20 protein-coding genes and 10 tRNA genes are annotated in these 24,138 nt (G+C 41.1%); 24 read left to right on the top strand and 6 right to left on the bottom strand.

Annotated elements, in window-relative coordinates; translation table 11 throughout:
• The first annotated feature begins 251 nt into the window (after nt 1–251).
• The 3 genes from EJ103_RS06255 to EJ103_RS06265 all read left to right on the top strand — a co-directional run bounded on the left by EJ103_RS06255 (nt 252) and on the right by EJ103_RS06265 (nt 4,914).
• A complete protein-coding gene (locus EJ103_RS06255) occupies nt 252–2,759 on the top strand; it encodes a UvrD-helicase domain-containing protein (RefSeq protein WP_126006559.1) in 2,508 nt (835 codons plus the stop codon).
• 173 nt (nt 2,760–2,932) lie between these two features.
• Nucleotides 2,933–4,501, top strand: a complete 1,569-nt coding sequence (locus EJ103_RS06260; protein ID WP_126006561.1) for a cyanophycinase — start codon at nt 2,933–2,935, stop codon at nt 4,499–4,501.
• A gap of 164 nt (nt 4,502–4,665) precedes the next feature.
• On the top strand, nt 4,666–4,914 hold the full coding sequence (locus tag EJ103_RS06265) for a hypothetical protein (RefSeq protein WP_004587250.1): 249 nt from the start codon (nt 4,666–4,668) through the stop codon (nt 4,912–4,914).
• Between the two features lie 58 nt (nt 4,915–4,972).
• Here EJ103_RS06265 and EJ103_RS06270 read toward each other — a convergent pair whose 3' ends face one another.
• The 3 genes from EJ103_RS06270 to EJ103_RS06280 form a co-directional block, all read right to left on the bottom strand.
• Nucleotides 4,973–5,296, bottom strand: coding sequence for a DUF2845 domain-containing protein (locus tag EJ103_RS06270; protein WP_055255323.1), 324 nt, complete (start codon nt 5,294–5,296; stop codon nt 4,973–4,975).
• 90 nt (nt 5,297–5,386) lie between these two features.
• Nucleotides 5,387–5,463: transfer RNA gene (locus EJ103_RS06275), tRNA-Pro, on the bottom strand.
• A gap of 160 nt (nt 5,464–5,623) precedes the next feature.
• Nucleotides 5,624–6,247, bottom strand: coding sequence for an arylesterase (locus EJ103_RS06280; RefSeq protein ID WP_024032180.1), 624 nt, complete (start codon nt 6,245–6,247; stop codon nt 5,624–5,626).
• On the opposite strand from EJ103_RS06280, the gene EJ103_RS06285 reads away from it, so the two are divergent.
• The 21 genes from EJ103_RS06285 to EJ103_RS06385 all read left to right on the top strand — a co-directional run bounded on the left by EJ103_RS06285 (nt 6,248) and on the right by EJ103_RS06385 (nt 20,558).
• A complete protein-coding gene (locus tag EJ103_RS06285; RefSeq protein WP_126008731.1) occupies nt 6,248–6,961 on the top strand; it encodes an ABC transporter ATP-binding protein in 714 nt (237 codons plus the stop codon). It abuts the gene before it with no gap.
• A complete protein-coding gene (locus tag EJ103_RS06290; RefSeq protein ID WP_096041932.1) occupies nt 6,951–9,452 on the top strand; it encodes an FtsX-like permease family protein in 2,502 nt (833 codons plus the stop codon). Before EJ103_RS06285 ends, EJ103_RS06290 begins: the two co-directional genes overlap by 11 nt.
• Nucleotides 9,453–9,580: 128 nt before the next feature.
• The gene (ruvC, locus tag EJ103_RS06295) at nt 9,581–10,105 is read left to right on the top strand and encodes a crossover junction endodeoxyribonuclease RuvC (RefSeq protein WP_004587270.1); all 525 of its coding nucleotides are present in this window, start codon (nt 9,581–9,583) and stop codon (nt 10,103–10,105) included.
• Between the two features lie 2 nt (nt 10,106–10,107).
• Entirely contained in the window at nt 10,108–10,725 is a 618-nt protein-coding gene (ruvA, locus tag EJ103_RS06300) for a Holliday junction branch migration protein RuvA (RefSeq protein WP_024032178.1), read from the top strand.
• A gap of 7 nt (nt 10,726–10,732) precedes the next feature.
• On the top strand, nt 10,733–11,740 hold the full coding sequence (gene ruvB, locus EJ103_RS06305) for a Holliday junction branch migration DNA helicase RuvB (protein ID WP_004587272.1): 1,008 nt from the start codon (nt 10,733–10,735) through the stop codon (nt 11,738–11,740).
• 1,278 nt (nt 11,741–13,018) lie between these two features.
• Nucleotides 13,019–13,723 carry a protein TolQ gene (gene tolQ, locus EJ103_RS06310; RefSeq protein ID WP_004587273.1) on the top strand — a complete coding sequence of 235 codons (705 nt, stop codon included), beginning with the start codon at nt 13,019–13,021 and terminating at the stop codon, nt 13,721–13,723.
• Nucleotides 13,710–14,141: a protein TolR gene (tolR, locus tag EJ103_RS06315; RefSeq protein ID WP_004587274.1), complete on the top strand. Its 432-nt coding sequence runs from the start codon at nt 13,710–13,712 to the stop codon at nt 14,139–14,141. The genes tolQ and tolR overlap by 14 nt, the downstream gene beginning before the upstream one ends.
• A 4-nt stretch (nt 14,142–14,145) precedes the next feature.
• Nucleotides 14,146–15,072 (top strand): cell envelope integrity protein TolA, encoded by a 927-nt coding sequence (gene tolA, locus EJ103_RS06320; protein ID WP_024032176.1) that lies wholly within the window; start codon nt 14,146–14,148, stop codon nt 15,070–15,072.
• Between the two features lie 9 nt (nt 15,073–15,081).
• Nucleotides 15,082–16,440 (top strand): Tol-Pal system beta propeller repeat protein TolB, encoded by a 1,359-nt coding sequence (gene tolB, locus EJ103_RS06325; protein WP_126006562.1) that lies wholly within the window; start codon nt 15,082–15,084, stop codon nt 16,438–16,440.
• A gap of 36 nt (nt 16,441–16,476) precedes the next feature.
• Entirely contained in the window at nt 16,477–17,019 is a 543-nt protein-coding gene (pal, locus tag EJ103_RS06330) for a peptidoglycan-associated lipoprotein Pal (protein WP_004587277.1), read from the top strand.
• Between the two features lie 13 nt (nt 17,020–17,032).
• Nucleotides 17,033–17,782, top strand: a complete 750-nt coding sequence (gene ybgF, locus EJ103_RS06335; protein WP_004587278.1) for a tol-pal system protein YbgF — start codon at nt 17,033–17,035, stop codon at nt 17,780–17,782.
• Nucleotides 17,783–18,001: 219 nt separating this feature from the next.
• Nucleotides 18,002–18,077 (top strand) — tRNA-Lys (locus tag EJ103_RS06340).
• A gap of 72 nt (nt 18,078–18,149) precedes the next feature.
• Nucleotides 18,150–18,225, top strand: a tRNA-Lys gene (locus EJ103_RS06345).
• 71 nt (nt 18,226–18,296) lie between these two features.
• Nucleotides 18,297–18,372, top strand: a tRNA-Lys gene (locus tag EJ103_RS06350).
• 72 nt (nt 18,373–18,444) lie between these two features.
• Nucleotides 18,445–18,520, top strand: a tRNA-Lys gene (locus tag EJ103_RS06355).
• A gap of 71 nt (nt 18,521–18,591) precedes the next feature.
• Nucleotides 18,592–18,667: transfer RNA gene (locus EJ103_RS06360), tRNA-Lys, on the top strand.
• 71 nt (nt 18,668–18,738) lie between these two features.
• Nucleotides 18,739–18,814: transfer RNA gene (locus EJ103_RS06365), tRNA-Lys, on the top strand.
• Nucleotides 18,815–18,885: 71 nt separating this feature from the next.
• Nucleotides 18,886–18,961: transfer RNA gene (locus EJ103_RS06370), tRNA-Lys, on the top strand.
• A gap of 73 nt (nt 18,962–19,034) precedes the next feature.
• Nucleotides 19,035–19,110 (top strand) — tRNA-Lys (locus tag EJ103_RS06375).
• 150 nt (nt 19,111–19,260) lie between these two features.
• Nucleotides 19,261–20,301, top strand: a complete 1,041-nt coding sequence (nadA, locus tag EJ103_RS06380) for a quinolinate synthase NadA (RefSeq protein WP_004589501.1) — start codon at nt 19,261–19,263, stop codon at nt 20,299–20,301.
• A 167-nt stretch (nt 20,302–20,468) separates the two neighbouring features.
• A tRNA-Ser gene (locus tag EJ103_RS06385) sits at nt 20,469–20,558 on the top strand.
• Nucleotides 20,559–20,716: 158 nt separating this feature from the next.
• Here EJ103_RS06385 and EJ103_RS06390 read toward each other — a convergent pair.
• The 3 genes from EJ103_RS06390 to EJ103_RS06400 are packed head-to-tail and all read right to left on the bottom strand — an operon-like array spanning nt 20,717 to nt 23,890.
• On the bottom strand, nt 20,717–21,784 hold the full coding sequence (locus EJ103_RS06390) for an ABC transporter substrate-binding protein (RefSeq protein WP_055255326.1): 1,068 nt from the start codon (nt 21,782–21,784) through the stop codon (nt 20,717–20,719).
• The gene (locus EJ103_RS06395; RefSeq protein WP_054983679.1) at nt 21,781–23,226 is read right to left on the bottom strand and encodes a sensor histidine kinase; all 1,446 of its coding nucleotides are present in this window, start codon (nt 23,224–23,226) and stop codon (nt 21,781–21,783) included. The genes EJ103_RS06390 and EJ103_RS06395 overlap by 4 nt, the downstream gene beginning before the upstream one ends.
• A complete protein-coding gene (locus EJ103_RS06400; RefSeq protein ID WP_126006564.1) occupies nt 23,219–23,890 on the bottom strand; it encodes a response regulator transcription factor in 672 nt (223 codons plus the stop codon). Before EJ103_RS06400 ends, EJ103_RS06395 begins: the two co-directional genes overlap by 8 nt.
• Between the last annotated feature and the right edge of the window lie 248 nt (nt 23,891–24,138).

A 24,138-nucleotide genomic window follows, 5' to 3' on the forward strand; every position in this document is an offset into this window, starting at 1 on the left:
TTTGTTCAATATTCAAACGTAAAGTTTAAGCAAATTTAAACACCTGTTTAGAGTAAATACTTAAGGCCTGTTGATTGTTTTAGGAGGAGTTTACCGCAGTTTAAACACCCAATGTACACAGCCTTTGGGCTATTTATAAGGCCTGCTTGTACATGCTTTGGTTAACCAGGCTGCCACTTTTAAGGCGCGGCGCGCCTTGGCGTTTAAACTGTGATAAAATTTATTTTTAATTTTAGTTTATTCAAGGTTTTATGGCGCAGTTTATTGCCACTCCAAGCTGGTTAGGACGTTTTTTTACGCGTATTAGCACCGTTACTATTAAGCAAAGTTCACTCGTTATACATTTTAAAAATAATACTTCACGCGCCTATTTAATTAGCGACTTTACTAATTTTACACAATTTAAAAAAGGCCTGTTTAGCGGGAAAATAACCCTCAATCATAGTACAAAAACGGTAATTAGCTTTTTAAATAAACAGCAGGCTCAAACGCTTAGTGAGCAGCTAAACAGTGTTTTTGCCAATCACCTAGAAGAAAAAGTGAATACAGCAAAAACGCTTGTAAAACGTTATGCAACAAACGAGTATCTTCGCGACTCAAACGTGCCGTTATTAAAATCGGCGGTGTTTTCACTGGCACAGCAGTACGGCGCAATACCTGCACTATGGCAGCAGCATTTATCGGCCATTAATATTAAGTTTTTAACTATTTTAAGTAGCTCACCAACAGTAGCGCATGCCACAGAGCAGCTACGTAAAAGTTATGAGCAAAAAACACTAACGGCAAGAGCCGACTTTTATAATGTGGTTGAATCAAACCCGCTTACACACGAACAACGCCTTGCTGTTATACGCAATAACGACAAAAATTTAGTGCTAGCGGCCGCAGGCACTGGCAAAACCTCAGTAATGGTTGCAAAGGCCCTGGATTTAATTGCCCACGGTGGTGTAAAGCCCGAGCAAATATTGATACTTGCTTATAATAAAAATGCGGCAAACGAATTAAATCAACGCTTTAATTTAAGGGCGCAGCAAGCAAACTTAAACGTTACGCCGCCTACTATTTTAACCTTTCATGCGCTGGGGCTTAAGTTACTGCAAAGCGCTAATAAAACACGTAGCTTATCGCCTTTTGCAAACGATGCTATGGCGCTTAATAAATGGTTTACCCAGTGGCTTAGTAATACCCTAAAAACAGACTCACGTTTTTGTAAAACCTTTGTTGAGACCCTGTATGAACCTACTGATAGCCTCAATACCGAAACTAGAACCGCAACTAAAACCACAATAAAAGCACAAACCTATCAAACCCTATCGGGGCTAAAAGTAAGCAGTTATCAGCTCTTATTAATTGCCAACTGGCTTTACATGTATGGTATTGAACACACTTACCAAAATGATGACACCGCCGATTTTTACTTGCCACAGCACCAGGTTTACTTGGCGCATTTTGTGACAGATAGGCAAGGTAATTCAGTGCAGCACGCGGCTAACTTGCACAATAGCGAGCATATTAAATATGTTCGCGCGCACCATAAAAAACAGGGCCATGCATTGGTACAAACATTTCATTATAACTGGCAAGAAGGTCAGCTTGAGCAGTGTTTAAAAGCACAACTACAAAAACATAAAGTACACATTAACCCCGTAGATAACCACGCAGTGTACGAGCGTTTATCTGCAACAGGGCTGTTAAAGCAAAATATAAATAAATACTTAAACTGCCTAAGCGCAATACGGGGTGAGCAACTATCTAACGCTCAAATAGCAGCGCGAATAGCTAAAAGTGGCATTATAAATCATAAAAGTTATGCAATATTATTGGTGGCAATGCAGCGTGCATACTACGAAAAATTAAAAGAGCAAGATGCTATTGATTTTGACGACATGATTGCAAGCGCAGCTCAGGCGGTTAAATCGGGGGAGGTAAGTGTACCTTGGCGCCATATTTTAGTTGATGAATTTCAAGATATTTCATGCGCACGCATGGCGTTTTTAAATACGTTAATAAAGAGTGGTCCACAACCTTGTTTTACTGCGGTTGGCGATGATTGGCAGGCTATTTATCGGTTTTCAGGCGGTAATTTGGCGCTTACCACACAGTTTAACGATTTAATAGGCAGTCACTCACTCACGTTATTGCAAAAAACGTTTAGATATAACAACAGTATTAGTGAGGTAGCGGGGCGCTTTGTAATGCAAAACCCTGAACAATATAAAAAGCACATAACCACACATACGCAAGTAAGCACCCCTCAAGTTGTGTTACTTGACGATTTACACCAAGGTAAAAAGTCAGTAGCACTAAAAGTGCAGCAAATCATAGCCACAATTAATAAAAATAATAACACAGCCAGTATTGCCGTATTGAGCCGTTATCGGTTTATGCTTAATGAAGTAGAGCAGCACTTAGCAGGTAACAACTTTGCTAACTCACTGCATTTTTGGACGCTGCATGGCTCTAAAGGACTCGAAGCCGATTACTGTATTATTATAGGTTTTGAGCAGGGCAAGTTAGGTTTTCCAAGCAATAACCCTGGTAATTTACTTGTTGAGGCATTATTGCCCGCACAAGATACCTTTAATCATTCAGAGGAGCGACGTTTATTGTACGTAGGGATCACGCGCGCTAAGCATAAAAGCTATTTAATTGCTCCGCCATCTGCGTGTTCTGAATTTATTAGCGAGCTAATAAACGATAATTACCCTATTGATATAGCCCCTAATTTGTTTGTAAAACAGAGTAAGCACAATAAGTAAGGTTAATGATTAAATGTAAGAGTATTGGCTGCGTAAAACGCACATCGCGCTTTTGTAACTAGCTTTATACACTAATGCCATGTGTCGCAATCATTGAGACCCACATTTACTATTTAGCCTGCCATTACATGCTGTTAAACTTAACGCCTATTTAGATCATTTTTGAGAGCGTTATGCGTACCCGTGCTTTTTTTACTAAGCGAGTGAGCTTTATATTCGTTTTATTTACTTTATTTTCATTTAAAGGGGCTGCCCAGCAGCAAGAGCAAACCCTTATTTTAGCCGGTAGTACAATTAATAGTTGCAGTGCTAATGCGGCGCAAAGTTGCAATACGCAAAATAACTCAAAGTCACAAAGCGTGTTTAAGGTAACCAATACTAATATTGAGAAAATAAAATTAAATTGGCCGACTAACAATACAAATAACCAAGCAAATGTTTTAAATACCTTACGTGCCCTTAGTAGCAAAAATGCAAACGCAGTCTCTAAAAGTGAGCTGCTTTGGCAATGGCGGGATATAAACAACGAGCAACTCAATAGCCTAACAAAGCAAGAGTTTAACTTTGTGTTTGATATGCTCGAACAACCTCATGCAAACACCACCCCAAAAGCTGAGCCACCAAGCAACGACATATTGCAATTTATAGCGGGGAGCTTAAAGGTTGCTAACCCAACACCCACCTTATTAATTATTAGCGCAGCCCAGCGCGACCCATACGCACAGGTAGAGGCGCTTAAAGCGCTTTTACCAAAAGGTGTAACTAGCCAATGGTTACCGCTTACACCTGCACTTGCTAAAGCAATTACTAACAATACCTGTAGTGATTTACCGGCGCTGCGTCACTCACAAATGAACCTGTATAATCGCAGCAATGTATACCCCGAGCTCACAAAGGCTGAGCAAACACTTTGTAATAATGGGGTTGAGGCGTTAGTTAATTTAATAAACACCAGTACTGGTGTTTTATTTAGCGACGGCACGGCTAAAAATGCTTTAAAAGCACTGTATGATGAAAATAATACTGCCTACCCTTGGACTAACGCGCTTAAAACTCGCCCTGTTATTGTAGGGCTAGGTGCAGGAAGCAAAATACAAAGTGAAAACGTCTATCTCTCACAGCACCAAAGCGAAGCGGTATTAAAAGCAAAGCTTGCCCCACAGCCTAATGCACTTAACGGGTTAAACACGTTTACCTATGGGCCACTGAGTACCCGCTTTAGTGAGCAAAATCAAACGCTAAACCTAGCCAGTACATTAAATACCGCAAAGCAAAAAAACGGTGGTAATAAGCACGGTTTTGGTATTGATGAAAACACAGCCCTTGTTGTTATTAAATCCAACAAAGGAAATTTAATGACCGTAATAGGGCAAAGTGGCGTTGCGCATTTAAGTACGCAGCAAAAAGCAAACAGCTATAACTACTCGTACTGGCCTGCTCGCAGTGTAATAGATATTACTAATGCCGGGTTTGAACTTAGCGAGCGCACCATTAGCCAAGCATTAGCGCCTATTAAAATACCGCCTTTACCGGTGCTGCGTTTTGCCAATATATTAACCGATTCAAAACTACGCTCGCTCACGCAAGCTATGTGCCTAAGCCAAGAGCAAAGTGCGGTAGGGCAACAAGATGACCTTTTAATAAATTTAACTGCCACAAAAAATACGCATTATTACCGCGTTAATACCCAGCCGTATGGTTGCGCGTTAAGTAATTTGTCACTGAATGTAGAGCGCTTTTAACCTTAAGCGCTAGTACTAAATATACTTAATAACCCGATACAAAGGTTTATGTTTATTTTAATGGGCTATAAAATAGCGCCCAAGTAATTTATACCTATTCACTTAATTTAGTGGTTACGTTTTGCGAATAGGCATTAACCAAGCAGATTTACAGAGAGCAGTTTATGAATAACGAGCACGACATAATCGACAACCTAGCAGAGCTAGAGAACTTTTTAGTAATGGTAGAAAACGGCGGCTTAGGCTTAAAAGGTGTATCGGGTGTAGGTATGGCTACAAGCAATAAAGACGGCAGCCATTTTGTTGCAGTATTTGACGACAAACAACAGTTATTACTGGCGCGTGGCATAACAGCCGAGGTATTTGAAAACGGTAAAGACATGGTGCGTAATGGTGTAGGGCGTACACACTAATAAAAACTAAAAAGCGCCGTATGGCGCTTTTAACTGCTTAAAACTAACTCTAATATATTTAAAGCCTGTCGACTTGTTTTGAACTAATACTGGTCACAATATTATTTTCAAAACGGATCAATACAATGTACATCCCACCAATCGAGCCTTTTAGTTTATAAGTAAACTCTTCTGTTTTAACTAAATTGTCGCCATTACCAATATCAACAGCTTCATTAAGCACATCTTTATAAAGTGGTGCGCCCACTACAGCTACAATGTCAGATTTAGTTTTACCCACACTTAATAGATTTCCGTTTTTAAGTCGAAAACTACCCTGAGCAAACGCAAAGCTTGAAATAAAAAGAGATAAAAGCAGAGGAAACACAATACGTTTTTTCATAAGTCATCCTTAAACACATAGTATTTAATGCTAGGTATACAAGGTAATACAGAAAAATGACAGTGAAAAAGAAATAAAGAGGAGGTTAAATGGTCGGTATGGCAGGATTTGAACCTGCGACCCCTGACACCCCATGACAGTGCGCTACCAAGCTGCGCTACATACCGACGTTGTTTGCAATAGTACGTATATTTTATTAAAAATCAATAAGTGATTGTTTGTTTGCGTGTTTATTGTGCAAATGAGCTAAAAAACTTTAAGCTAAGGGCGTATCGCCCTTAGCAAGCATCCGGCGGCAGCGCATGTTAAGCCACCAAACAACACGACCTAATCTTTATTTAGCCATTGATTGATCGAGTCATACATTTCATCGCGTATCAGCGGTTGTGCTTCTTTATTTGGATGTAATTGATCCCTTTGCATTAAGTTTGGCTTATCTGCCACATTAAGCATAAAAAAGTTAAGTAAATGAGCATTTGTTTTTTCACTTACTTGTGTAAAACTGTCAGTGAACATTTTACTGTAACGCGGCCCGTAATTAGGGGGAATGTAAATTTCCATTAACGCGACCATGGCATTTTCAGCTTGGCTTTTTTCGATTAAATCCGTTAAGTTGGCCTGCATTTTTGTTACCGGAAAACCACGTAAACCATCATTAGCACCAAGCTCAATAAGTACATGGCTTGGTTGGTATTGCGCTAGTAAGGCATCTAGCCTGCGTAAAGCGCCACCGGTAGTCTCGCCACTAATACTGGCATTAATTAGCTCTATATTACGCTGCTCTGCATCGTATTTATCTTGTAACAATTTAACCCAGCCTTGCTCTTGTTTAAGCCCATAGGCTGCACTTAAACTGTCTCCAAGTATTAAAATCGTGTTGTCGGCCGCCGCACTAAGTGGTTTGATAACTAAAAATAAAACGAATACAAAACGTAGGATTGAATGAGTCATATGTCAGCGCTTTCTCAATTAAATATTATTCAAGTAAATGGTTTGTCTAAAGTAGTTTCTACCTTCGAAGGTGAGTTGCCCATCCTCAGCGACATCAGCTTTAATGTCAAGCATGGCGAGTCAGTTGCTATTGTTGGCACCTCTGGCTCAGGAAAATCCACGTTATTAAGTTTATTAGCGGGGCTAGATACTGCCAGCAGTGGTGAAATTACCCTTGATGGCGAGCCGCTACATAAATTAGATGAAGAGCAACGCGCGGCATTGCGTGCTGAAAAAGTAGGTTTTGTATTTCAATCTTTTATGTTGGTACAAAGCTTAACCGCACTTGAAAACGTGATGTTGCCGGCAGAGCTCGCTGGCGAAAGCGATGCCAAAGAGCTAGCTCTAGCCCTATTAGAAAAAGTGGGGCTGAGCCATCGTATTGATCATTACCCATCGCAACTCTCTGGTGGTGAGCAGCAACGTGTAGCCATTGCCCGCGCTTTTATTGGCACACCTAAAATTTTATTTGCCGATGAGCCCTCTGCAAATTTAGACAGTAAAAACGGCAAAATGGTGGAGTCACTATTATTTGATTTAAACCAGCAGCACGGCACAACGCTAATTTTAGTAACTCACGATGAAGCACTCGCGCAAAAGTGCCAGCATATTGTACAAATTGAAGCGGGCTGCTTAGTTAAAAACTCAAAAGAGGACGTAGCGAATGTGGGCTAAGTTAGCACTTAAATTATTTGCGCGTGAATTTCGCCGCGGCGAACTAACGGTAATTAGTGCCGCCATTGCGCTGGCGGTATTAACGGTGCTCACACTGTCTATGGTCACTGAGCGAATAGCACAAAGCATAGCGCAAAAAAGTAGCGCGTTTATCGCCGCAGATAGAGTACTGGCAAGCGCCCATGAGCTAGATACGGCGTTTATTAGCAAAGCCAAACAAGAAAACTTACAAACTGCGCAAATGATCTACTTTGATACCATGTTATTTGCCAACGACGAGATGCAATTTACCTCGGTAAAAGCGGCGTCTAACGAATACCCGTTAAAAGGCGAGTTAAAAGTAAAATCATCATTGCTTGGCGAAACACAAGTAGCGCAGGGCGGCCCAAAGCCTGGCAATGTGTGGCTAAGTGAATCGGTTTTTTACAGCTTAAATATTGATATTGGCAGCCAAGTAGAGCTAGGCGCAGCAGTATTTAATGTAGAAAAAGTGGTGGTTGAAGAGCCAGATGCGCCGTTTAATGTATTTTCGAGCAGCCGCAGAGTGCTTATAAATATTGCCGATGTAGCAAAAACTGAGGTTATTCAACCTGGCAGCCGAGTAAATTATCGCCAGCTTTATGCAGGCGATGAATCAGATATAACCCGGTTTTATGAATGGTTAAAGCCGCAAATGGCTGAAAACCAACGTTGGTATGGCGTAAAAGATAGGCAGTCGCCCATATCAAATAGCTTAAACCGTGCCGAAAGCTTTTTATTACTGGCAGGTTTGCTGGGCATTATTTTGGCTACGGTTGCTATTGCTGTGTCGGCAAAGCGTTATTGTGAGCGCCAATACGACCCCGTAGCAATGATGAAAACACTTGGCGGAAGCCGTGCATTAATTCGTAAAATATATTTTATGCACTTACTCATGGTGTGTGCTTTAGCGGTTATTGTGGGATTAGCCATAGGCTACGGTTTGCAAGAAATAGCCACTGGTTATTTAGCAAAAAGTATGGATATGAGCTTACCTGCCGCCGGGTTTAAACCTTGGCTGGTGGCCATTAGCACAGGCGTTATATGTGCGGTTATGTTCTCTATTAAGCCACTGCTTGATTTATTTGATATTCCACCGCTTAGAGTATTACGCCGTAATTTAGGGGACAGACTAGCGGTAAGCCGTGTGCACTTAGGTTTAAGTGCGCTTACGGTGTTTTTATTAATGTGGTTATTTAGTAATAACATTAAAATAACGCTTATTTTATTTGTCTCTACGCTTGCTTTGATTGCGGTTTTGTTTGTTATTTCAAAACTAATATTTGGCGGTGGCCGTAAATTAGGCTTAAAACCAGGCAACAGTTGGTCGTTAGCTATTGCTTCTATACAAAAACGTGCCAACGTAAATGCAGTGCAGCTTATTAGCTTTTCATTGGCGATTAAATTGCTATTGTTTTTGATTGTGCTTAAAAATGACATGATCTCAGATTGGCAGTCTCAATTACCCGCCGATGCACCTAATGCATTTTTAGTTAATATTACACAAAACGAACTTGAGCCTGTAAATAATTACTTAGCAGAAAACGATATTTTAGTATCGGATTTTTATCCAACCATTCGTGGGCGAGTAAATGCGGTAAATGGCGAGCTTGTTGCGCGTAAAGTGTCGTTGCAAGATAACGAGAAAAAAGATGAAGAAGCGCGTTCAGGCATTGGCCGTGAGCTTAATCTAACCTGGCTTGATAATGTGCCAGCCCAAAACGAAATTGTGCAAGGCCAGTGGTTTGGCGAAGGCGCAGTGGGTGAGGCATCGGTTGAGGAGTCTATGTTGGAGCGCCTAGACGTAGAAATAGGCGACACCTTAACATTTTTAATTGGTGCGCAATCATTTGACGCCAAAATTACCAGTGTGCGTAAAGTAAATTGGGCTACGCTAAAACCTAACTTTTTTATTATTTTAAGCCCCGATGTGCTAAAAGATTTTCCGGCAACGTATATTTCATCTGTGCGTATAGAGCCAGAGCAAAAGAAAGCGTTTAGCCAGTTACTGCGCACTTATCCAACCATTACCGCCATCGATGTAGATAACTTTGTTAAGCAAATACAATCAACAATTGAGCAGGTGTCGTTAGCTATTGGCTTTGTGCTTGCTATTGTGGTTTTGTGTGGCGCATTAGTGCTTATATCTCAGGTGCAAGCGAGCCTTGGCGAGCGAATGCAAGAAATAGTAATACTGCGAACTTTAGGCGCTAAAGGGCGGTTAATAAAAAATGCGACGCTTTATGAGTTTTTGCTATTAGGTGGCTTAGCTGGGTTTGTAGCCGCATTATTTAGTGATGTAGCCTTATTGATTGTTCAGCAGCAAATGTTTGACTTAGCCGGTAAATTGCACCCGGCAATTTGGCTAATAGGGCCAGTGTCTGGCGGGGTGTTTGTAGCCGCGCTTGGCTACTTTATGATTGCCCGTAAACTTAAACAAAATACCCAAGGCTTAGTACGTGCTTTAGCCTAAGCTATACTTTTAACGCTAAACGCCCGCACTAAGTTGCGGGCGTTTTTGTTTTTACTCGCCACTGGTAATTTATACAGTGCTCTGGCATTATTACCGTTATTGAAAAATAACAATAATGAGTGTGCTGTTTGGCCATTATTTTAGGGATAGACCCAGGTTCTCGTTTAACCGGTTATGGTGTGGTTGCGCATCAAGGCGCTAAATTTACCTATTTAGGAAGCGGGTGTATTAAATTAGCCGAGCATGAGTTCCCCATACGATTAAAAATGATCTACCAAGGGATCACGCAAATAATAGAGCAGTTCTCCCCCGAAACCTTTGCCATAGAAAAAGTATTTATGGCGCATAACCCGGATGCCGCGCTAAAACTTGGTCAAGCCCGAGGAGCCGCGATAGTGGGAGCCTCTATGGCCGACTTACCCGTATTTGAATACTCAGCCCGGCAAATTAAACAAGCCGTGGTAGGTAATGGCGGCGCCGATAAATCGCAAGTGCAACACATGGTAAAAAATATTTTAAAATTACCTGGCACACCGCAAGCCGATGCGGCCGATGCGCTTGCCATTGCAATTTGCCATGCGCACTCAGAACAAAATTTAATAAAACTAGCGGGTAGCGCAAGCAAAACCGTTAGAGGACGTTTAAGGAAATAAGTATGATTGGCCGTTTAAATGGCATTTTAGTTGAAAAGCAGCCGCCCGAAATTTTATTAGAAGTAAGCGGCGTAGGCTACGAAGTACAAATGCCCATGACCTGTTTTTACGACTTACCCAATATTGGCGAAAACGCCATAGTGTACACGCACTTTGTAGTACGCGAAGACGCACAACTATTATTTGGCTTTAATAATAAAACCGAGCGCGCGCTTTTTAGAGAACTATTAAAAGCAAATGGTGTGGGCCCTAAACTAGGCTTAGCTATTTTGTCGGGCATGTCGGCGCAGCAATTTGTTAGTTGCGTAAACAACGAAGATGCCACAACATTGGTTAAATTACCGGGTGTAGGTAAAAAAACCGCTGAGCGTTTAGTGCTTGAAATGAAAGACCGCTTAAAAGATTGGGGTAACGATTTATTTACGCCATATAGCGATAATGCCGTTATAGAGCCCCCTAGCGATGCAACAATTGCCAATAATGCTGCAGACGATGCCGTATCGGCACTTGTTGCGCTTGGTTATAAATTGCCACAGGCGCAAAAAGCAGTAAAATCGGTAAGTAAACCCGATATGTCTACTGAGGTTCTTATTAAAGAATCTTTAAAATCAATGTTGTGAGTAACCCATGATTGAAGCTGATCGTTTAATTGACGCGAGCGAAAAAACCAACGAAGACACCATAGACCGCGCAATAAGGCCCAAGCTTTTAGCCGACTACAAAGGTCAGCCGCATGTTAAGCAGCAAATGGAAATATTTATAGAGGCAGCGCGCAGCCGCGGTGAAGCGCTCGATCATCTATTAATATTTGGCCCGCCGGGCTTAGGTAAAACCACGCTTGCTAATATTGTTGCCAATGAGCTTAATGTAAGTATTAAAACCACTTCAGGCCCAGTACTTGAAAAAGCCGGCGACCTTGCTGCATTACTTACCAACCTTGAAGAAGGCGATGTGCTGTTTATTGATGAAATACACAGACTCAGCCCACAAGTTGAAGAAATACTTTACCCCGCAATGGAAGATTACCAACTCGATATTATGATTGGTGAAGGCCCCGCTGCACGCTCTATTAAATTAGACTTACCGCCGTTTACGCTTATTGGCGCGACAACACGCGCAGGCTCACTTACCTCACCACTTAGAGACCGTTTTGGTATAGTTCAGCGCTTAGAGTTTTACTCGGTAGCTGACTTATCGCATATAGTGGGGCGCTCTGCACATTACCTAGATTTACAAATGTGCGACGATGGCGCTACCGAAATTGCAAAACGCTCACGAGGCACACCGCGTATAGCAAACCGCTTATTACGTCGTGTGCGCGATTACACGCAAGTAAAATCAGATGGTACAGTAAATGCCTCAGTTGCCGAGCTTGCCCTTGATATGATTGACGTAGATAAAAGCGGGTTTGATTACATGGACCGTAAATACTTACTTGCCATTATCGAAAAATTTATGGGTGGGCCTGTAGGGCTTGATAATTTAGCCGCCGCCATAGGCGAAGAAAAAGAAACCATTGAAGATGTAATAGAGCCGTTTTTAATTCAACAAGGTTTTATACAGCGCACACCACGCGGGCGAATTGTGTCAGACAATGCGTATCATCACTTTGGTTTACTCCCCAAACAAGATTAACCCCTCTTTAGCCTGTTACAGAAAATGTAGCGGGCTACTTCCTCTGTTAAATGTAATACCAATTTGCAATAACACTTAATCATGTTGCGAGGCAAACGTATCGCTACCTGCGTTAAAAGCTCTCATTTACGGCTGCAAGCATAAGGTAGAGCAATGCAGGAGCAATTGCCAAGAACAACTAAATAGCGAATTTTTTGCCTAGTTATCAACACGTTTTTCCAGCCTCAACATAGCTCACTTAATTAAGAAAATTAGTATGATTTTTTAAAACTTACTCAGCTTTCATCCACTTTGTTGCAAATGTAACCAATAAATTAAAATCGTTTTGTAATTCACTTAACGTTAAGACTGGCGTGGCTATGCTGCGTACCATTAAAACCAGTTAGCTTTAAAACAGTATCAACATAAGAGATTAGGCGTGGCGCTAATTGTGTTAATAAGTTTTACCTTGTTATAAACATGCTTTTTACTGAAAGTAGATAATTTAATGATACAAACGGGTAAAAAAAGATAGTAAATACACCGTTGGTAATTAAACAGATTGTGTAATTTATACTTATTGCATGCCAAGTTGACGGTAAAATTTAGGTAAAAAAAAGCCCGCATATAATGCGGGCAAACAACAAGTTGAAGGAAGTAATCCAGGGAACTACGTTTTACTTAATCAGGTTTTATCCAAAAAGAGTAAAACAATGTAATACGATTAAAAATCCTATTACTAAGAACTTGGCTTAATGAAAAATGTTTCATTCAGTGCGTAAGCTCGGTATGGGAGAATAATACGGAATAAGCATTTTTTGTTCAAACTAGAAAATTTAAAATTTCAGATAAGAAAAACTAATCTGATGAATTTTTTTGTTGTTCGAAACTTGTACGTTAATTATTCGTTAATTTTATAAGTATCTGAAAATTAATAAATAACTGGTCTGAGCTGTATTGTTACAGTATTAGTTATATTAGTACATGCAAAGTGGCGTGAATCGCTTTTGCGTGCTTATGCACTTTTTATGAATAAACGGTGCGTTTTATTAAGTTTACTGCGTATATTTACGCACTTTTGTAGTATTAAGTTGTGTTTTACTAAACGCGGTAGTCGCGTTTTAGAAACAAACAAGCGATTAAGCGTATGTTTAACGTTTTTTGTTGCCAATTCATAGCAATATCGTTGTCAGTAAACCCTTGACTCGATACACTAGATGCAACTTATGGCCGTTACAATGGTCTTATTTACACAAAATAACCAAATTGACGTTTTTTGAAATTATTTAGGAGTTTAACGTGGGATCAGGGCTTAATTTTTTAGATCTAATTCTAGAAGCCAGTTTGCTTGTGCAGTTAGTAATGCTAGCGCTAGTAGCAATGTCTGTTATGTCATGGGCAATTATTTTTCAGCGCAAAAAAGCAATTAGCGACGCCTTGTCTGATGCAAAAAAATTCGAACAAAAATTTTGGTCAGGTATCGACTTAAGCAAACTATACAACGAAATCTCATCACGTAGCGGTCAATCTCATGGTATTGAAGCGTTATTTACATCAGGCTTTAAAGAGTTTGCACGCCATAAAAAGAACACCTTTCAAAGTGCTGGCATTGTAATGGAAGGTACGCATCGCTCTATGCGTGTGGCACTGTCACGTGAAATTGAAAAACTAGAATCGAGCTTATCGTTTTTAGCAACAGTGGGTTCAATTAGCCCATATATCGGCTTATTCGGTACGGTGTGGGGTATTATGAATGCCTTTATTGCACTTGGTGAAGTGAAGCAAGCAACATTACAAATGGTAGCGCCAGGTATTGCTGAGGCACTTATTGCAACGGCAATGGGCTTATTTGCGGCTATTCCGGCTGTTATTGCATATAACCGCTTTGCTAATAAAGTTGAAAAACTAGAATCACACTACATCAACTTTATGGAAGAATTTGCCAATATTTTACACCGTCAAGCAGCTACCCAAATAGAGGCTAAAGCGAATGTATCAGCGTAAGAAGCGCCGTCCGGTCGCAGAAATTAATGTAGTACCTTACATTGATGTAATGTTGGTATTGCTAATTATATTTATGGCAACAGCACCGCTTATTACTCACGGTGTAAAAGTTGATTTACCAAAAATGGAAGAGTCGGATTTAGTTGATACTAAAGACACGCCACCTATTATTGCCTCAATTGACTCGGCAGGTAAGTACTATGTAAGCATAGGCACTGATCCAGAGGAGCCAATGGAAGCACTTGATGTGGCCGCGGTTATTAAGCTTCAGCTAATGAAAAACCCTGATGTACCAGTAATGATTAAAGGCTCTGGTAAGGTTTCTTACCAAGAAGTGTTGTTATTAATGGACTTTTTAAAGAATGCTGGCGTACCATCTGTGGGTTTAATGACAGAATCCTTTGAGGGGACACAGTAGTAACATGAATAGTTCTATAATCAAGTCAGTACTTTTACATTTAGGTTTAGGGGGCTTTTTGTGGGCAACTGCAAATATACACCCACCGGCACCTAAAGTAATGGAAGTGACTCTTAATTCGGCTATTCCTGAGCCTGATAATGCGGTTTCGGCGGTCACTGTTGATCAAAAACAAGTTGAGCAAAAAATTGCTGAGCTACAAAAAAAAGAAGATGCTAAAAAACGCGCTGAGGATAAACGCATTCGCGACTTAGAACGCAGAGCCGCCAATGCGCGTAAACAGCGTGAAGCCGAAGCGCGTAATATTAAAAAGTTAGAGCAACAGCGCAAAGCAAAAGAGAAAGAAAAAGCACAAGCTGAGGCTGAAGCTAAAAAAGCGCGCGAAATTGAACAAAAAGAGCGTGCTAAAGCAAAACAAGCTGAAAAGCAAAAGCAAGAGGCTGAAAACGCCGCTAAAGCTGCTGCAGATAAACGCAAAGCAGAAGAAGAGGCCCTGAAAAAAGCCGAAGCAGAGCGTAAAAAGCGTGAAGCAGAAGCTAAAGAACGTGCAAAAGAAGCCGAGCGTAAACGTCAGCAAGCACTGCAAGAGCAAATGTTACAAGAACAACTTGCTAAAGAGCAGGCTGCACGTAGTAAAATACGCCAACAGCAAGTAGTAAGCGAAGTTGATAAGTACCGTGCTTTAATTATGGCGCGCATTCAGCAAAACTTACTGATTGATGAAAAAATGAAAAACCAACAGTGTCGAGTAAATATTCGTCTTGGGTTTAATGGTTTAGTAACGCAAGTTAAATCGTTAGGGGGTGATAAGCTAGTGTGTGAAGCTGCACTTAGAGCTGTGCGCATGGCCGATACATTACCTGTATCTAAAGACAAAGACGTATTCGAGCAACTTAAGAATATTAATTTAACAATCAAGCCAGAATTTTAAAGGAATGATATGTTCAGCAAAATTAAAATAGCCTTTGTAGTTATATTATTAGGATTTCAGGGTGTAGCAAATGCGGCACTTGAAATTGTAATAACTGAAGGTGTAGACGGCGCACGTCCTATTGCCATTGTGCCTTTTAAATACAACGGTGTTGGCTCAATTCCACAAAAATTGAGCGATGTAATTGCTGCCGATTTAATGCGCAGTGGTAAATTTAAACCGGTAGATGTAGCACAAATGCCACAGCTTCCTAATAAAGACGGCGACATTGACTACGCAGCATGGGTAAACCAAGGTGTAGAAGCGGTTGTAGTAGGCGAGGTAGAGCAGCAAACTGATGGGCGTTACTTAGTACGCTACGAATTAGTTGATGTTATTCGTGGGCAAATTACCGGTGGCCAAACTCAAATGATGAGCAGCGGTAAACTAGTAAAAAGCCAAGATCATATTTTAGAAGCGCGCGAAAGCGTAATTGGCGAAAGTGGCTTTCGCCGTTATTCACACCGCATAAGCGATGTAGTATATGAAAAGCTAACCGGTGAAAAAGGCGCGTTTTTAACTAAAATTGCTTATGTAATCGTACGTGAAGACCAAGCTAAGCCATACCAATTAGTGGTTGCCGATTACGATGGCTTTAACGAGCAAGTATTATTGCGCTCAAAAGAGCCGTTAATGTCGCCAGCTTGGTCACCAGATGGTACTAAGCTTGCGTATGTAACGTTTGAAAACCGCCAAAGCCAAATTTACATTCAGGACCTATACTCAGGTAAGCGTGAGCTGATCACTAGTTACCGTGGTATTAACGGTGCACCGCAGTTTTCACCAGATGGCAAAAAAATGTTATTGGTGCTTTCTAAAGATAAAACAGGTGCAACCGAAGTTTACGTTTTAGATTTAGCAACCCGTAAAGAAACACGCCTTACACGCCACCGTAGTATAGATACTGAACCATCTTGGTATCCAAATGGCCAGGATATTGTGTTTACATCTGAAAGGGGTGGTAATGCCCAGATTTATAAGTTAAATTTAAGAACTGGTAGGTCACAACGATTGACCTTCGACGGCGATATGAACCTAGCGGGTTCTATAACGCCAGACAGTAAAGAATTAGTGATGGTTAACCGTACCAACGGGCAGTACCATCTTGCTAAGAAAGAGCTGGCTACAGGCGCGTTTCAAGTATTAACGCGAACTCGCCTTGATGAATCACCGAGCATAGCGCCAAACGGTTCGATGATCATTTATAGCACGCTTCATAATAATAAACAGGTACTCGCGCTGGTATCGATGGACGGTCGCTTTAAAGCACGTTTACCCGTGCTAGACGGACAAGTAAAGGCACCAGCTTGGTCGCCATATTTACAGTAATATTTGCTGGTTTACTCAAAAATAGGAATCTACTCAATGCAACTTAACAAAGTACTTAAAGGCCTGCTAATCGCTGTGCCAGTAATGACATTAGCCGCTTGTAGCTCATCTTCAGATATTGATGAAGGCGCAGCTAACCAATCAAATCAAAGTGCAGTTGAGCAATCAACAAACACGGATACAGTTGAAGTAGCAACAATTTCACCTGAACAACAAGCAGAAGAGCAACTTCGTCAAAAGTATGAAGCGCTTCGTCAAGAACAAATTATTTACTTTGACTTCGACAAAGCAACTGTTGAGAACAAGTACGCAGAATTACTTCGTGCACATGCTGAGTTTTTAGTTCAGAACCCTTCAGTAAAAGTATTAATTGAAGGTCACGCTGATGAGCGCGGTACGCCTGAGTACAACATTGCACTAGGTGAGCACCGTGGCCAAGCTGTAGAAAAATACCTACAAAGCTTAGGTGTTTCTGCTAGCCAAATGTCAGTAGTTAGCTACGGTGAAGAGAAACCAATGGTTAAATCTCGCACTGAGTCAGCTTTCGCTAAAAACCGCCGTGCGGTACTAGTTTACTAAGATAAGAGATATTATGAAGCCGAAAATTATTTTGGCAGCCATGATATTGAGCGGGAGCACCCAAGTTTTGGCTGCTCCCGCTCCTGTTTCAGAAGCTGCAAGTTCACAGTCGAGCATAGAGAAGCGTTTAGCGTCACTAGAAAACATGATGCAGTCGCGAAACTTATTACAAGTTGAATTACAGCAACAACTTAATCTACTTCAAGATGAAGTAAGCCAAATTCGCGGTGTTACTGAAGAGCAAAGTTATAAACTTGAAAAAGTACTTCAGCGCCAGCGTGAGCTTTATCAAGAAATAGAAAACCGCGTAAGCCAAGCGTATACACAACCCGCTGCTGCGCCTGCAACCGATTACACGCAATCGAGCGACGCACAAACCTATAGCAGTGACTTATCTGAAAACGAAGCGTATGAGCGTGCAGTAGCGCTAATAATGAAAGATAAACGCTACGACCAAGCTATTCCTGAGTTTCAAACATTTTTAACAACCTATCCTAATTCTGTGTATGCCTCTAATGCACATTATTGGCTTGGGCAGTTGCTGACCATTAAAAATGATGGTGTAAAAGCAAGTGAGCATTTTAAAGTTGTGGTTAATGAGTTTCCAAACTCAAATAAACGACCAGATGCCATGTTAAAGTTAGGCACGCTTTTACAAGAGCAAGGCCTGAATCAAGAGGCACAAAAAATATTGGGTGATCTAATTAACCAATATCCAAGTACAACTGCTGCAAAACTTGCAACCGAGCGTCTAGCTAATTAGGACGCATTTAAGCGGTGTATTTAAAGCTCAAACTACATAGAAATACTCGGCGAATCTTGTATTTGCATGTAGTTTGAGCACAAACGCTTTAATTTTGCTCACCTAGGCATAAAAACTGAAAAAAAGAGACATTTTCGGTTGCACTCATTTTATAAATAAGTATTATAAGCGCCCGCAGCAAACGAATGGTTACCCCACTCAAAATGCGGCAAAAAGAGCGGGTCATTAGCTCAGTTGGTAGAGCAGTGGACTTTTAATCCATTGGTCGATGGTTCAAGTCCATCATGACCCACCATTCTTTATTTAGGTAAAGATTGGTTCAATCGGCGGATTTACGCAGCTCACTTAAATAGTAAGCACACAGAGCGGGTCATTAGCTCAGTTGGTAGAGCAGTGGACTTTTAATCCATTGGTCGATGGTTCAAGTCCATCATGACCCACCATTCTTTATTTAAGTAAAGATTGGTTCAATCGGCGGATTTACGCAGCTCACTTAATAGTAAGCACACAGAGCGGGTCATTAGCTCAGTTGGTAGAGCAGTGGACTTTTAATCCATTGGTCGATGGTTCAAGTCCATCATGACCCACCATTCTTTATTAAGGTAAAGATTGGTTTAATCGGCGGATTTACGCAGCTCACTTAAATAGTAAGCACACAGAGCGGGTCATTAGCTCAGTTGGTAGAGCAGTGGACTTTTAATCCATTGGTCGATGGTTCAAGTCCATCATGACCCACCATTCTTTATTAAGGTAAAGATTGGTTCAATCGGCGGATTTACGCAGCTATCTTAAACAGTAGCACACAAAGCGGGTCATTAGCTCAGTTGGTAGAGCAGTGGACTTTTAATCCATTGGTCGATGGTTCAAGTCCATCATGACCCACCATTCTTTATTTAGGTAAAGATTGGTTCAATCGGCGGATTTACGCAGCTATCTTAAACAGTAGCACACAGAGCGGGTCATTAGCTCAGTTGGTAGAGCAGTGGACTTTTAATCCATTGGTCGATGGTTCAAGTCCATCATGACCCACCATTCTTTATTAAAGTAAAGATTGGTTTAATCGGCGGATTTACGCAGCTCACTTAATAGTAAGCACACAGAGCGGGTCATTAGCTCAGTTGGTAGAGCAGTGGACTTTTAATCCATTGGTCGATGGTTCAAGTCCATCATGACCCACCATTCTTTATTAAAATAAAGTTTGGTTTAATCGGCGGATTTACGCAGCATGTTAATTCTACACAGAATTTAGAGCGGGTCATTAGCTCAGTTGGTAGAGCAGTGGACTTTTAATCCATTGGTCGATGGTTCAAGTCCATCATGACCCACCACTTCTAAAAAATCTCAACTCTCCCCTTATTTTATTTAAATCAGTTTCTTATTTTTATTTATAAACAGCATGCCCAGATAGCTGTTATTTGCCCGTGTATTCTCGTATAATTTGCCGTAATTAATGCACTGTAGATGAAGTGGTCGAGAACATGAGTCTAGCTCAAACTATTATGCCTGAAGGTTATATCTTTCCTCCTAAGCCAGCGCCGTTAACTAAAGACGAGCAAGGCGAATATAAAGCACGTATTAAACAACTACTGCAAGATAAAAATGCAGTGCTGGTAGCCCATTACTACACAGATCCTGAAATTCAGGCACTTGCCGAAGAAACAGGGGGCTGTGTTGCCGACTCATTAGAAATGGCACGTTTTGGTGCTCGCCACGATGCAGACATGATCATCGTTGCAGGCGTACGTTTTATGGGTGAAACCGCTAAAATTTTAACGCCAAACAAAACGGTTGTTATGCCAACGCTAGAAGCAACGTGTTCGTTAGATATTGGTTGCCCTATTGATGAGTTTTCAGCGTTTTGCGATCAGCACCCTGATCGTAAAGTTGTAGTGTATGCAAATACCTCTACAGCGGTTAAAGCCCGTGCAGATTGGATTGTAACCTCATCGTGCGCGCTTGAAATTGTAGAGCACCTAGATGAGCAAGGTGAAAAAATTATTTGGGGCCCAGATAAACACCTTGGTAGCTACATTCAAAAAAATACTGGCGCCGATATGATCATGTGGAACGGCGCATGTATCGTACACGATGAATTTAAAACAAAAGCGCTTAAAGATATGAAAGCCCTGCACCCAGACGCGGGTGTATTGGTGCACCCAGAGTCACCTGCAGAAATAGTGGCACTAGCAGATGCGGTTGGCTCAACCAGTCAACTAATAAAAGCTGCGCAAACAATGGATAACGATAAGTTTATTGTAGCGACAGACCGCGGTATTTTTTACAAAATGCAGCAGCTATGCCCTGAAAAAGAGTTTTTTGCAGCCCCAACAGCGGGTGAAGGCGCGTCATGTAAAAGTTGTGCACATTGCCCGTGGATGGCAATGAATGGCTTAAAAGCGATTGAAGAAGCCCTGATAGACCCTCGTGGTAAAGAAGTGTTTGTAGATATGGACTTACGCGAAGGCGCGCTCAAGTCACTTAATCGCATGTTAGACTTTACAGCTAGCATGGCTAAGTAATTAGCCTAATGCATAAAAAACGGTTAAACCTTAAGGTTTAGCCGTTTTTTTATGCCTAAAGTAAATTGCTGATTGATTATTAGACACTTAACAGCACAAATTTAAAAAGACCTTGCACCTGTGTAACCTATTTCATACTATAACGCGCTGTTGCTAAGCAACACCGTGGAGGAATGGCTGAGTGGCTGAAGGCGCACGCCTGGAAAGTGTGTTTAGGTTAATCCCTAACGAGGGTTCGAATCCCTCTTCCTCCACCATCATTCTTGAACCCAGTTATTGAATATCAATAACTGGGTTTTTTAATGCCTGCTGCCCAAACCTTAGTTATGCGCTAATAGGCATGTATTTAGTGGGTAATCTCAATCGGCTCTTAAAGTCGTCCCTTTAAATACGTGATATGTTATAAGCCCCGAATTTATTGGTACTCAAATAACGCGTTTTCCCATTCTTGAATGATTATTTGGCGCTTCATCTGATCGTCTATCACTAATATTTCTATGCCAAGGGGGACGGGGCGCAGCTGACCTTCTGATATATCAAGTAAATGTTTTTGCTTAATTCTTACTTCGTTATTTATAGGCTCAAAATTAGTAAAGTTGGCCATGTCTGTTTGCCCTTGTACAGACACTAAGTAATCAATAAACAGCTGTGCGCCAATTACATTTTTAGCATGTTTAGGAATAATGGCGCTGCGCATAATAACCGAGGTGTAGTCTTTAGGTTGCACCACAATAATATTAGGGTGCTGCGCCGCCCATGTGCGCGCATAAGAGCTTAATATGTTATAGCCAACAGTGAGCTCGCCCGTTGAGAGTGCCTTGAGTATGTCGGCGCTGCGTCTAAATACCCGCGTGCTGTGATAGCCAAACGATTCAAGCATTCGGCCATAGCTTGAGCTTTGCTCGCGGTCATGAGCCCACAGCAAATAGCCTATGCCCACTTGAGTAATATCGTAAATGCCAATGCGGCCTTTAATTTGCTCACTGCGCCTACGAATTAGCTCTAATAATTCGTTGCGGCTACTTGGTGCGACCTCTTCGCCTAAAAATTCTTTATTAAATGCAATTACCGCTGTTTCATAGGTAAAGCCAAATACTTCATTTCGCCATTTAGCCCATGCAGGAAGCTTATTTGTTTGCTCAGAGCTATAAGGCTGTGCGTAACCGTCGTTAACTAACTTTACCTGCAAGTTCATTGCTGAACTTAATAATACGTCGGGCGGGTTTTTAACGTCGGCTAAAAATTCGCTATACACTTCGAAAGTACTCAGCTCGTAGTAGTCAATTTGTACAAAAGGGTATTTTTTTTGAAAGGCCGATAAAAAAGGGGCAATTTCCATTTTATCAGCGCCGCCATATATTTTAAGCACGGATTTATTTTCACTTTGTGCCGGAAATACTAAAGGGGTTTTTGCAGCAACGAATGGCGAGCCTACAAGGCACGTTAAAACAACGGCAATATAAATCAGCGATAAAAGTTTCAATGTTCGTCCTCGGTCAGCATTAACGGAAAGTTTATTTCAAAAATAAGCCCCGACGGGCTGTTATCAAGCAGCTTAATAGCAGCGTTATGATGCTCTGCTACCTCTTTAGCAATGCTTAAGCCTAAGCCACTGCCGGCACGTGGGTCGCCTTTACTTTTGTAAAACCGCTCAAACACATGTTGTTTTTGCGCATCGGGTACACCTACGCCTTGATCAGCCACGCATAAACGGGCTATGTAACCACTGTCTGTACTGTGAAGCTCGGTAGACACATTTACTTCTTTATTTTGCGGGCTAAATTTAATCGCGTTTTCTAAAATATTGCGTAGCATTTGGCTAAGTGCAAACGAATCACCATTGATCATTAAATTATCGTCACCTTGATATGTGATGATCACGCCGCGTTGAATCGCCGATACCGCTACATCTCTACACACAGACTTTACCAGCTCCGGCAACGAAAGCGTTATTAAAGGCTGGCTATGAAAGCGGTGCGCAAGAGTGGCTTGGTTTAACAGTTGCGTAACGGTGCTGTCGAGTAAATCTGTTGAATATAAAACACGATTTAACTGTTCTGTTCTTATTTTTTCATCGCTTTCTTCAATGGCATTTTGCGCCTGGCTTTTAAGGCCTGCAAGGGGCGTTCTTATTTGATGGGCCACTTCGCCGGTAAAGCGCTTTAAATGATTAAGCGAGACTTCTAATTGCGATATAAAATGGTTAATGGTTGAAATTAAATCGGCCATTTCTTTGGGGACCGACATATCAATAGGGCGTAGATCAGTGGGGGAGCGCCGACGTATTTTTTTATTTATGCTGTAAATAGGGCGCAAAATTTGATTCACTCCCAGTAATATAAGCACAATAGCTATTACAAACGTTAAAATAACCATTTGTATTACATTTAAATTCATTTCATAGGCGAGCTGATCGCGAGCTTGGGTGGTTTGGCCTATTAAAATATTTACATCAAACGATTCGCCCACTTCATAAAGCTTATCTGAGAGTAAAATAAAGCGGTAGTTTTCGCCTTTGTAATCACCTTCCCAAAATTGTATTAGTAGGTTATCTCGTGGGTCATATTCTGCACGTTGCCACTGAGTGTCGGCTTTTTGTAAAATGTGTTGATATAAGCCATTGTAACCGGTTAAGTGCTGCCCTTGATTTTGTGTTATTTGATACACCAATCTGTCATTTGAGGCCATCGAGAGAGTTTCGAATGTAGCGCTGGGTAAATCAACAATAATTTCGTGGTAATCAATGTGGGTATTTTCAAAAATTTGTAAAGCAGCACTGGCAAGTAGTCTATCGTATGAAATTTGGGCGGCGTTTTTACTGTAATTATTAGCCATAAAATAGGTTATAAGTGTAATTATAACCATTAAAGCAATGGTTATTGTAAGCAGCTGTCGGCGAATTGAGGGGAGGGTTTTGCTACTCATTAGGCTCTGCTAAAAGATAGCCTAAACCACGCAGTGTTTTTATATCAACACTGCTATGTACCAGCTTTTTACGAAGCCTTGCTACGTAGGTTTCTATGGCGTTGGGGCTAGGGGAGTCGTCAAACGAATATAAGTGATCGAGTAACTCATCTTTATTAAGCACTTTGCCTTGATGCGTTAAAAATATTTCTAGCAACCTAAATTCTCGTTGTTTTAAGTCAATAAGTTCTTTAGCAATAGTGACCGTGCATGATTTTCGGTCAAAATCGAGATTGCCATAACTTATAGTGTCTTTACCTAGGCCTTGGTTACGCCTAAGTAGGGCGCGGCAACGGGCTTCTAATTCGCCAAAATCAAAGGGTTTAGTGAGGTAGTCGTCGGCGCCTAAGTCGAGTAATTCTATACGGTGCTCTACTTGGGCACGTGCCGTTAAAATTAATACAGGCGTATTTGATGAGCGAGCCCTGAGCTTTTTTAATATTTGCTCACCGTTTAAATTGGGCAAGTTTAAATCAAGTAAAATAAGGTCGTACTCATGGCGTTTTAACAGCGAATTAGCCACATCACCACTGGTTACAAGGTCTATACCTTGGCCCATTTTGGTGAAGCGTTGGCAAATTGCTTCTCCTAACACTTCGTCGTCTTCAACTGCTAAAATTCTCATTAAGCACACCCGCAAAGTCGCAATTAAAAAATATAATTTTAAGTTGTGCAAGACACTAAACAATTACTGCAACGTTTACAATACGCAAATGCCTTCGTTTATAACAAGATAAGCTATAGTTTTAATTTAATAGCTAAAAAATACAATTGCCTAAAATGTAATTATCTTGTGACAGGTTTGTGACAGGTTTGCCATGTAAATTGCAACATGAATAAACTGATACACACTACACACAACTATAAATTTAA

Source organism: Pseudoalteromonas sp. Xi13 (assembly GCF_003952205.1).
GTDB lineage: Bacteria > Pseudomonadota > Gammaproteobacteria > Enterobacterales > Alteromonadaceae > Pseudoalteromonas > Pseudoalteromonas atlantica.

Excerpts from the sequence above, each read along its gene's own strand:
- EJ103_RS06255 (WP_126006559.1), top strand. The coding sequence starts at position 252 with ATGGCGCAGTTTATTGCCACTCCAAGCTGGTTAGGACGTTTTTTTACG.
- EJ103_RS06260 (WP_126006561.1), top strand. The coding sequence starts at position 2,933 with ATGCGTACCCGTGCTTTTTTTACTAAGCGAGTGAGCTTTATATTCGTT.
- EJ103_RS06265 (WP_004587250.1), top strand. The coding sequence starts at position 4,666 with ATGAATAACGAGCACGACATAATCGACAACCTAGCAGAGCTAGAGAAC.
- EJ103_RS06270 (WP_055255323.1), bottom strand. The coding sequence starts at position 5,296 with ATGAAAAAACGTATTGTGTTTCCTCTGCTTTTATCTCTTTTTATTTCA.
- EJ103_RS06280 (WP_024032180.1), bottom strand. The coding sequence starts at position 6,247 with ATGACTCATTCAATCCTACGTTTTGTATTCGTTTTATTTTTAGTTATC.
- EJ103_RS06285 (WP_126008731.1), top strand. The coding sequence starts at position 6,248 with ATGTCAGCGCTTTCTCAATTAAATATTATTCAAGTAAATGGTTTGTCT.
- EJ103_RS06290 (WP_096041932.1), top strand. The coding sequence starts at position 6,951 with ATGTGGGCTAAGTTAGCACTTAAATTATTTGCGCGTGAATTTCGCCGC.
- ruvA (WP_024032178.1), top strand. The coding sequence starts at position 10,108 with ATGATTGGCCGTTTAAATGGCATTTTAGTTGAAAAGCAGCCGCCCGAA.
- ruvB (WP_004587272.1), top strand. The coding sequence starts at position 10,733 with ATGATTGAAGCTGATCGTTTAATTGACGCGAGCGAAAAAACCAACGAA.
- tolR (WP_004587274.1), top strand. The coding sequence starts at position 13,710 with ATGTATCAGCGTAAGAAGCGCCGTCCGGTCGCAGAAATTAATGTAGTA.
- tolA (WP_024032176.1), top strand. The coding sequence starts at position 14,146 with ATGAATAGTTCTATAATCAAGTCAGTACTTTTACATTTAGGTTTAGGG.
- tolB (WP_126006562.1), top strand. The coding sequence starts at position 15,082 with ATGTTCAGCAAAATTAAAATAGCCTTTGTAGTTATATTATTAGGATTT.
- pal (WP_004587277.1), top strand. The coding sequence starts at position 16,477 with ATGCAACTTAACAAAGTACTTAAAGGCCTGCTAATCGCTGTGCCAGTA.
- ybgF (WP_004587278.1), top strand. The coding sequence starts at position 17,033 with ATGAAGCCGAAAATTATTTTGGCAGCCATGATATTGAGCGGGAGCACC.
- nadA (WP_004589501.1), top strand. The coding sequence starts at position 19,261 with ATGAGTCTAGCTCAAACTATTATGCCTGAAGGTTATATCTTTCCTCCT.
- EJ103_RS06395 (WP_054983679.1), bottom strand. The coding sequence starts at position 23,226 with ATGAGTAGCAAAACCCTCCCCTCAATTCGCCGACAGCTGCTTACAATA.
- EJ103_RS06400 (WP_126006564.1), bottom strand. The coding sequence starts at position 23,890 with ATGAGAATTTTAGCAGTTGAAGACGACGAAGTGTTAGGAGAAGCAATT.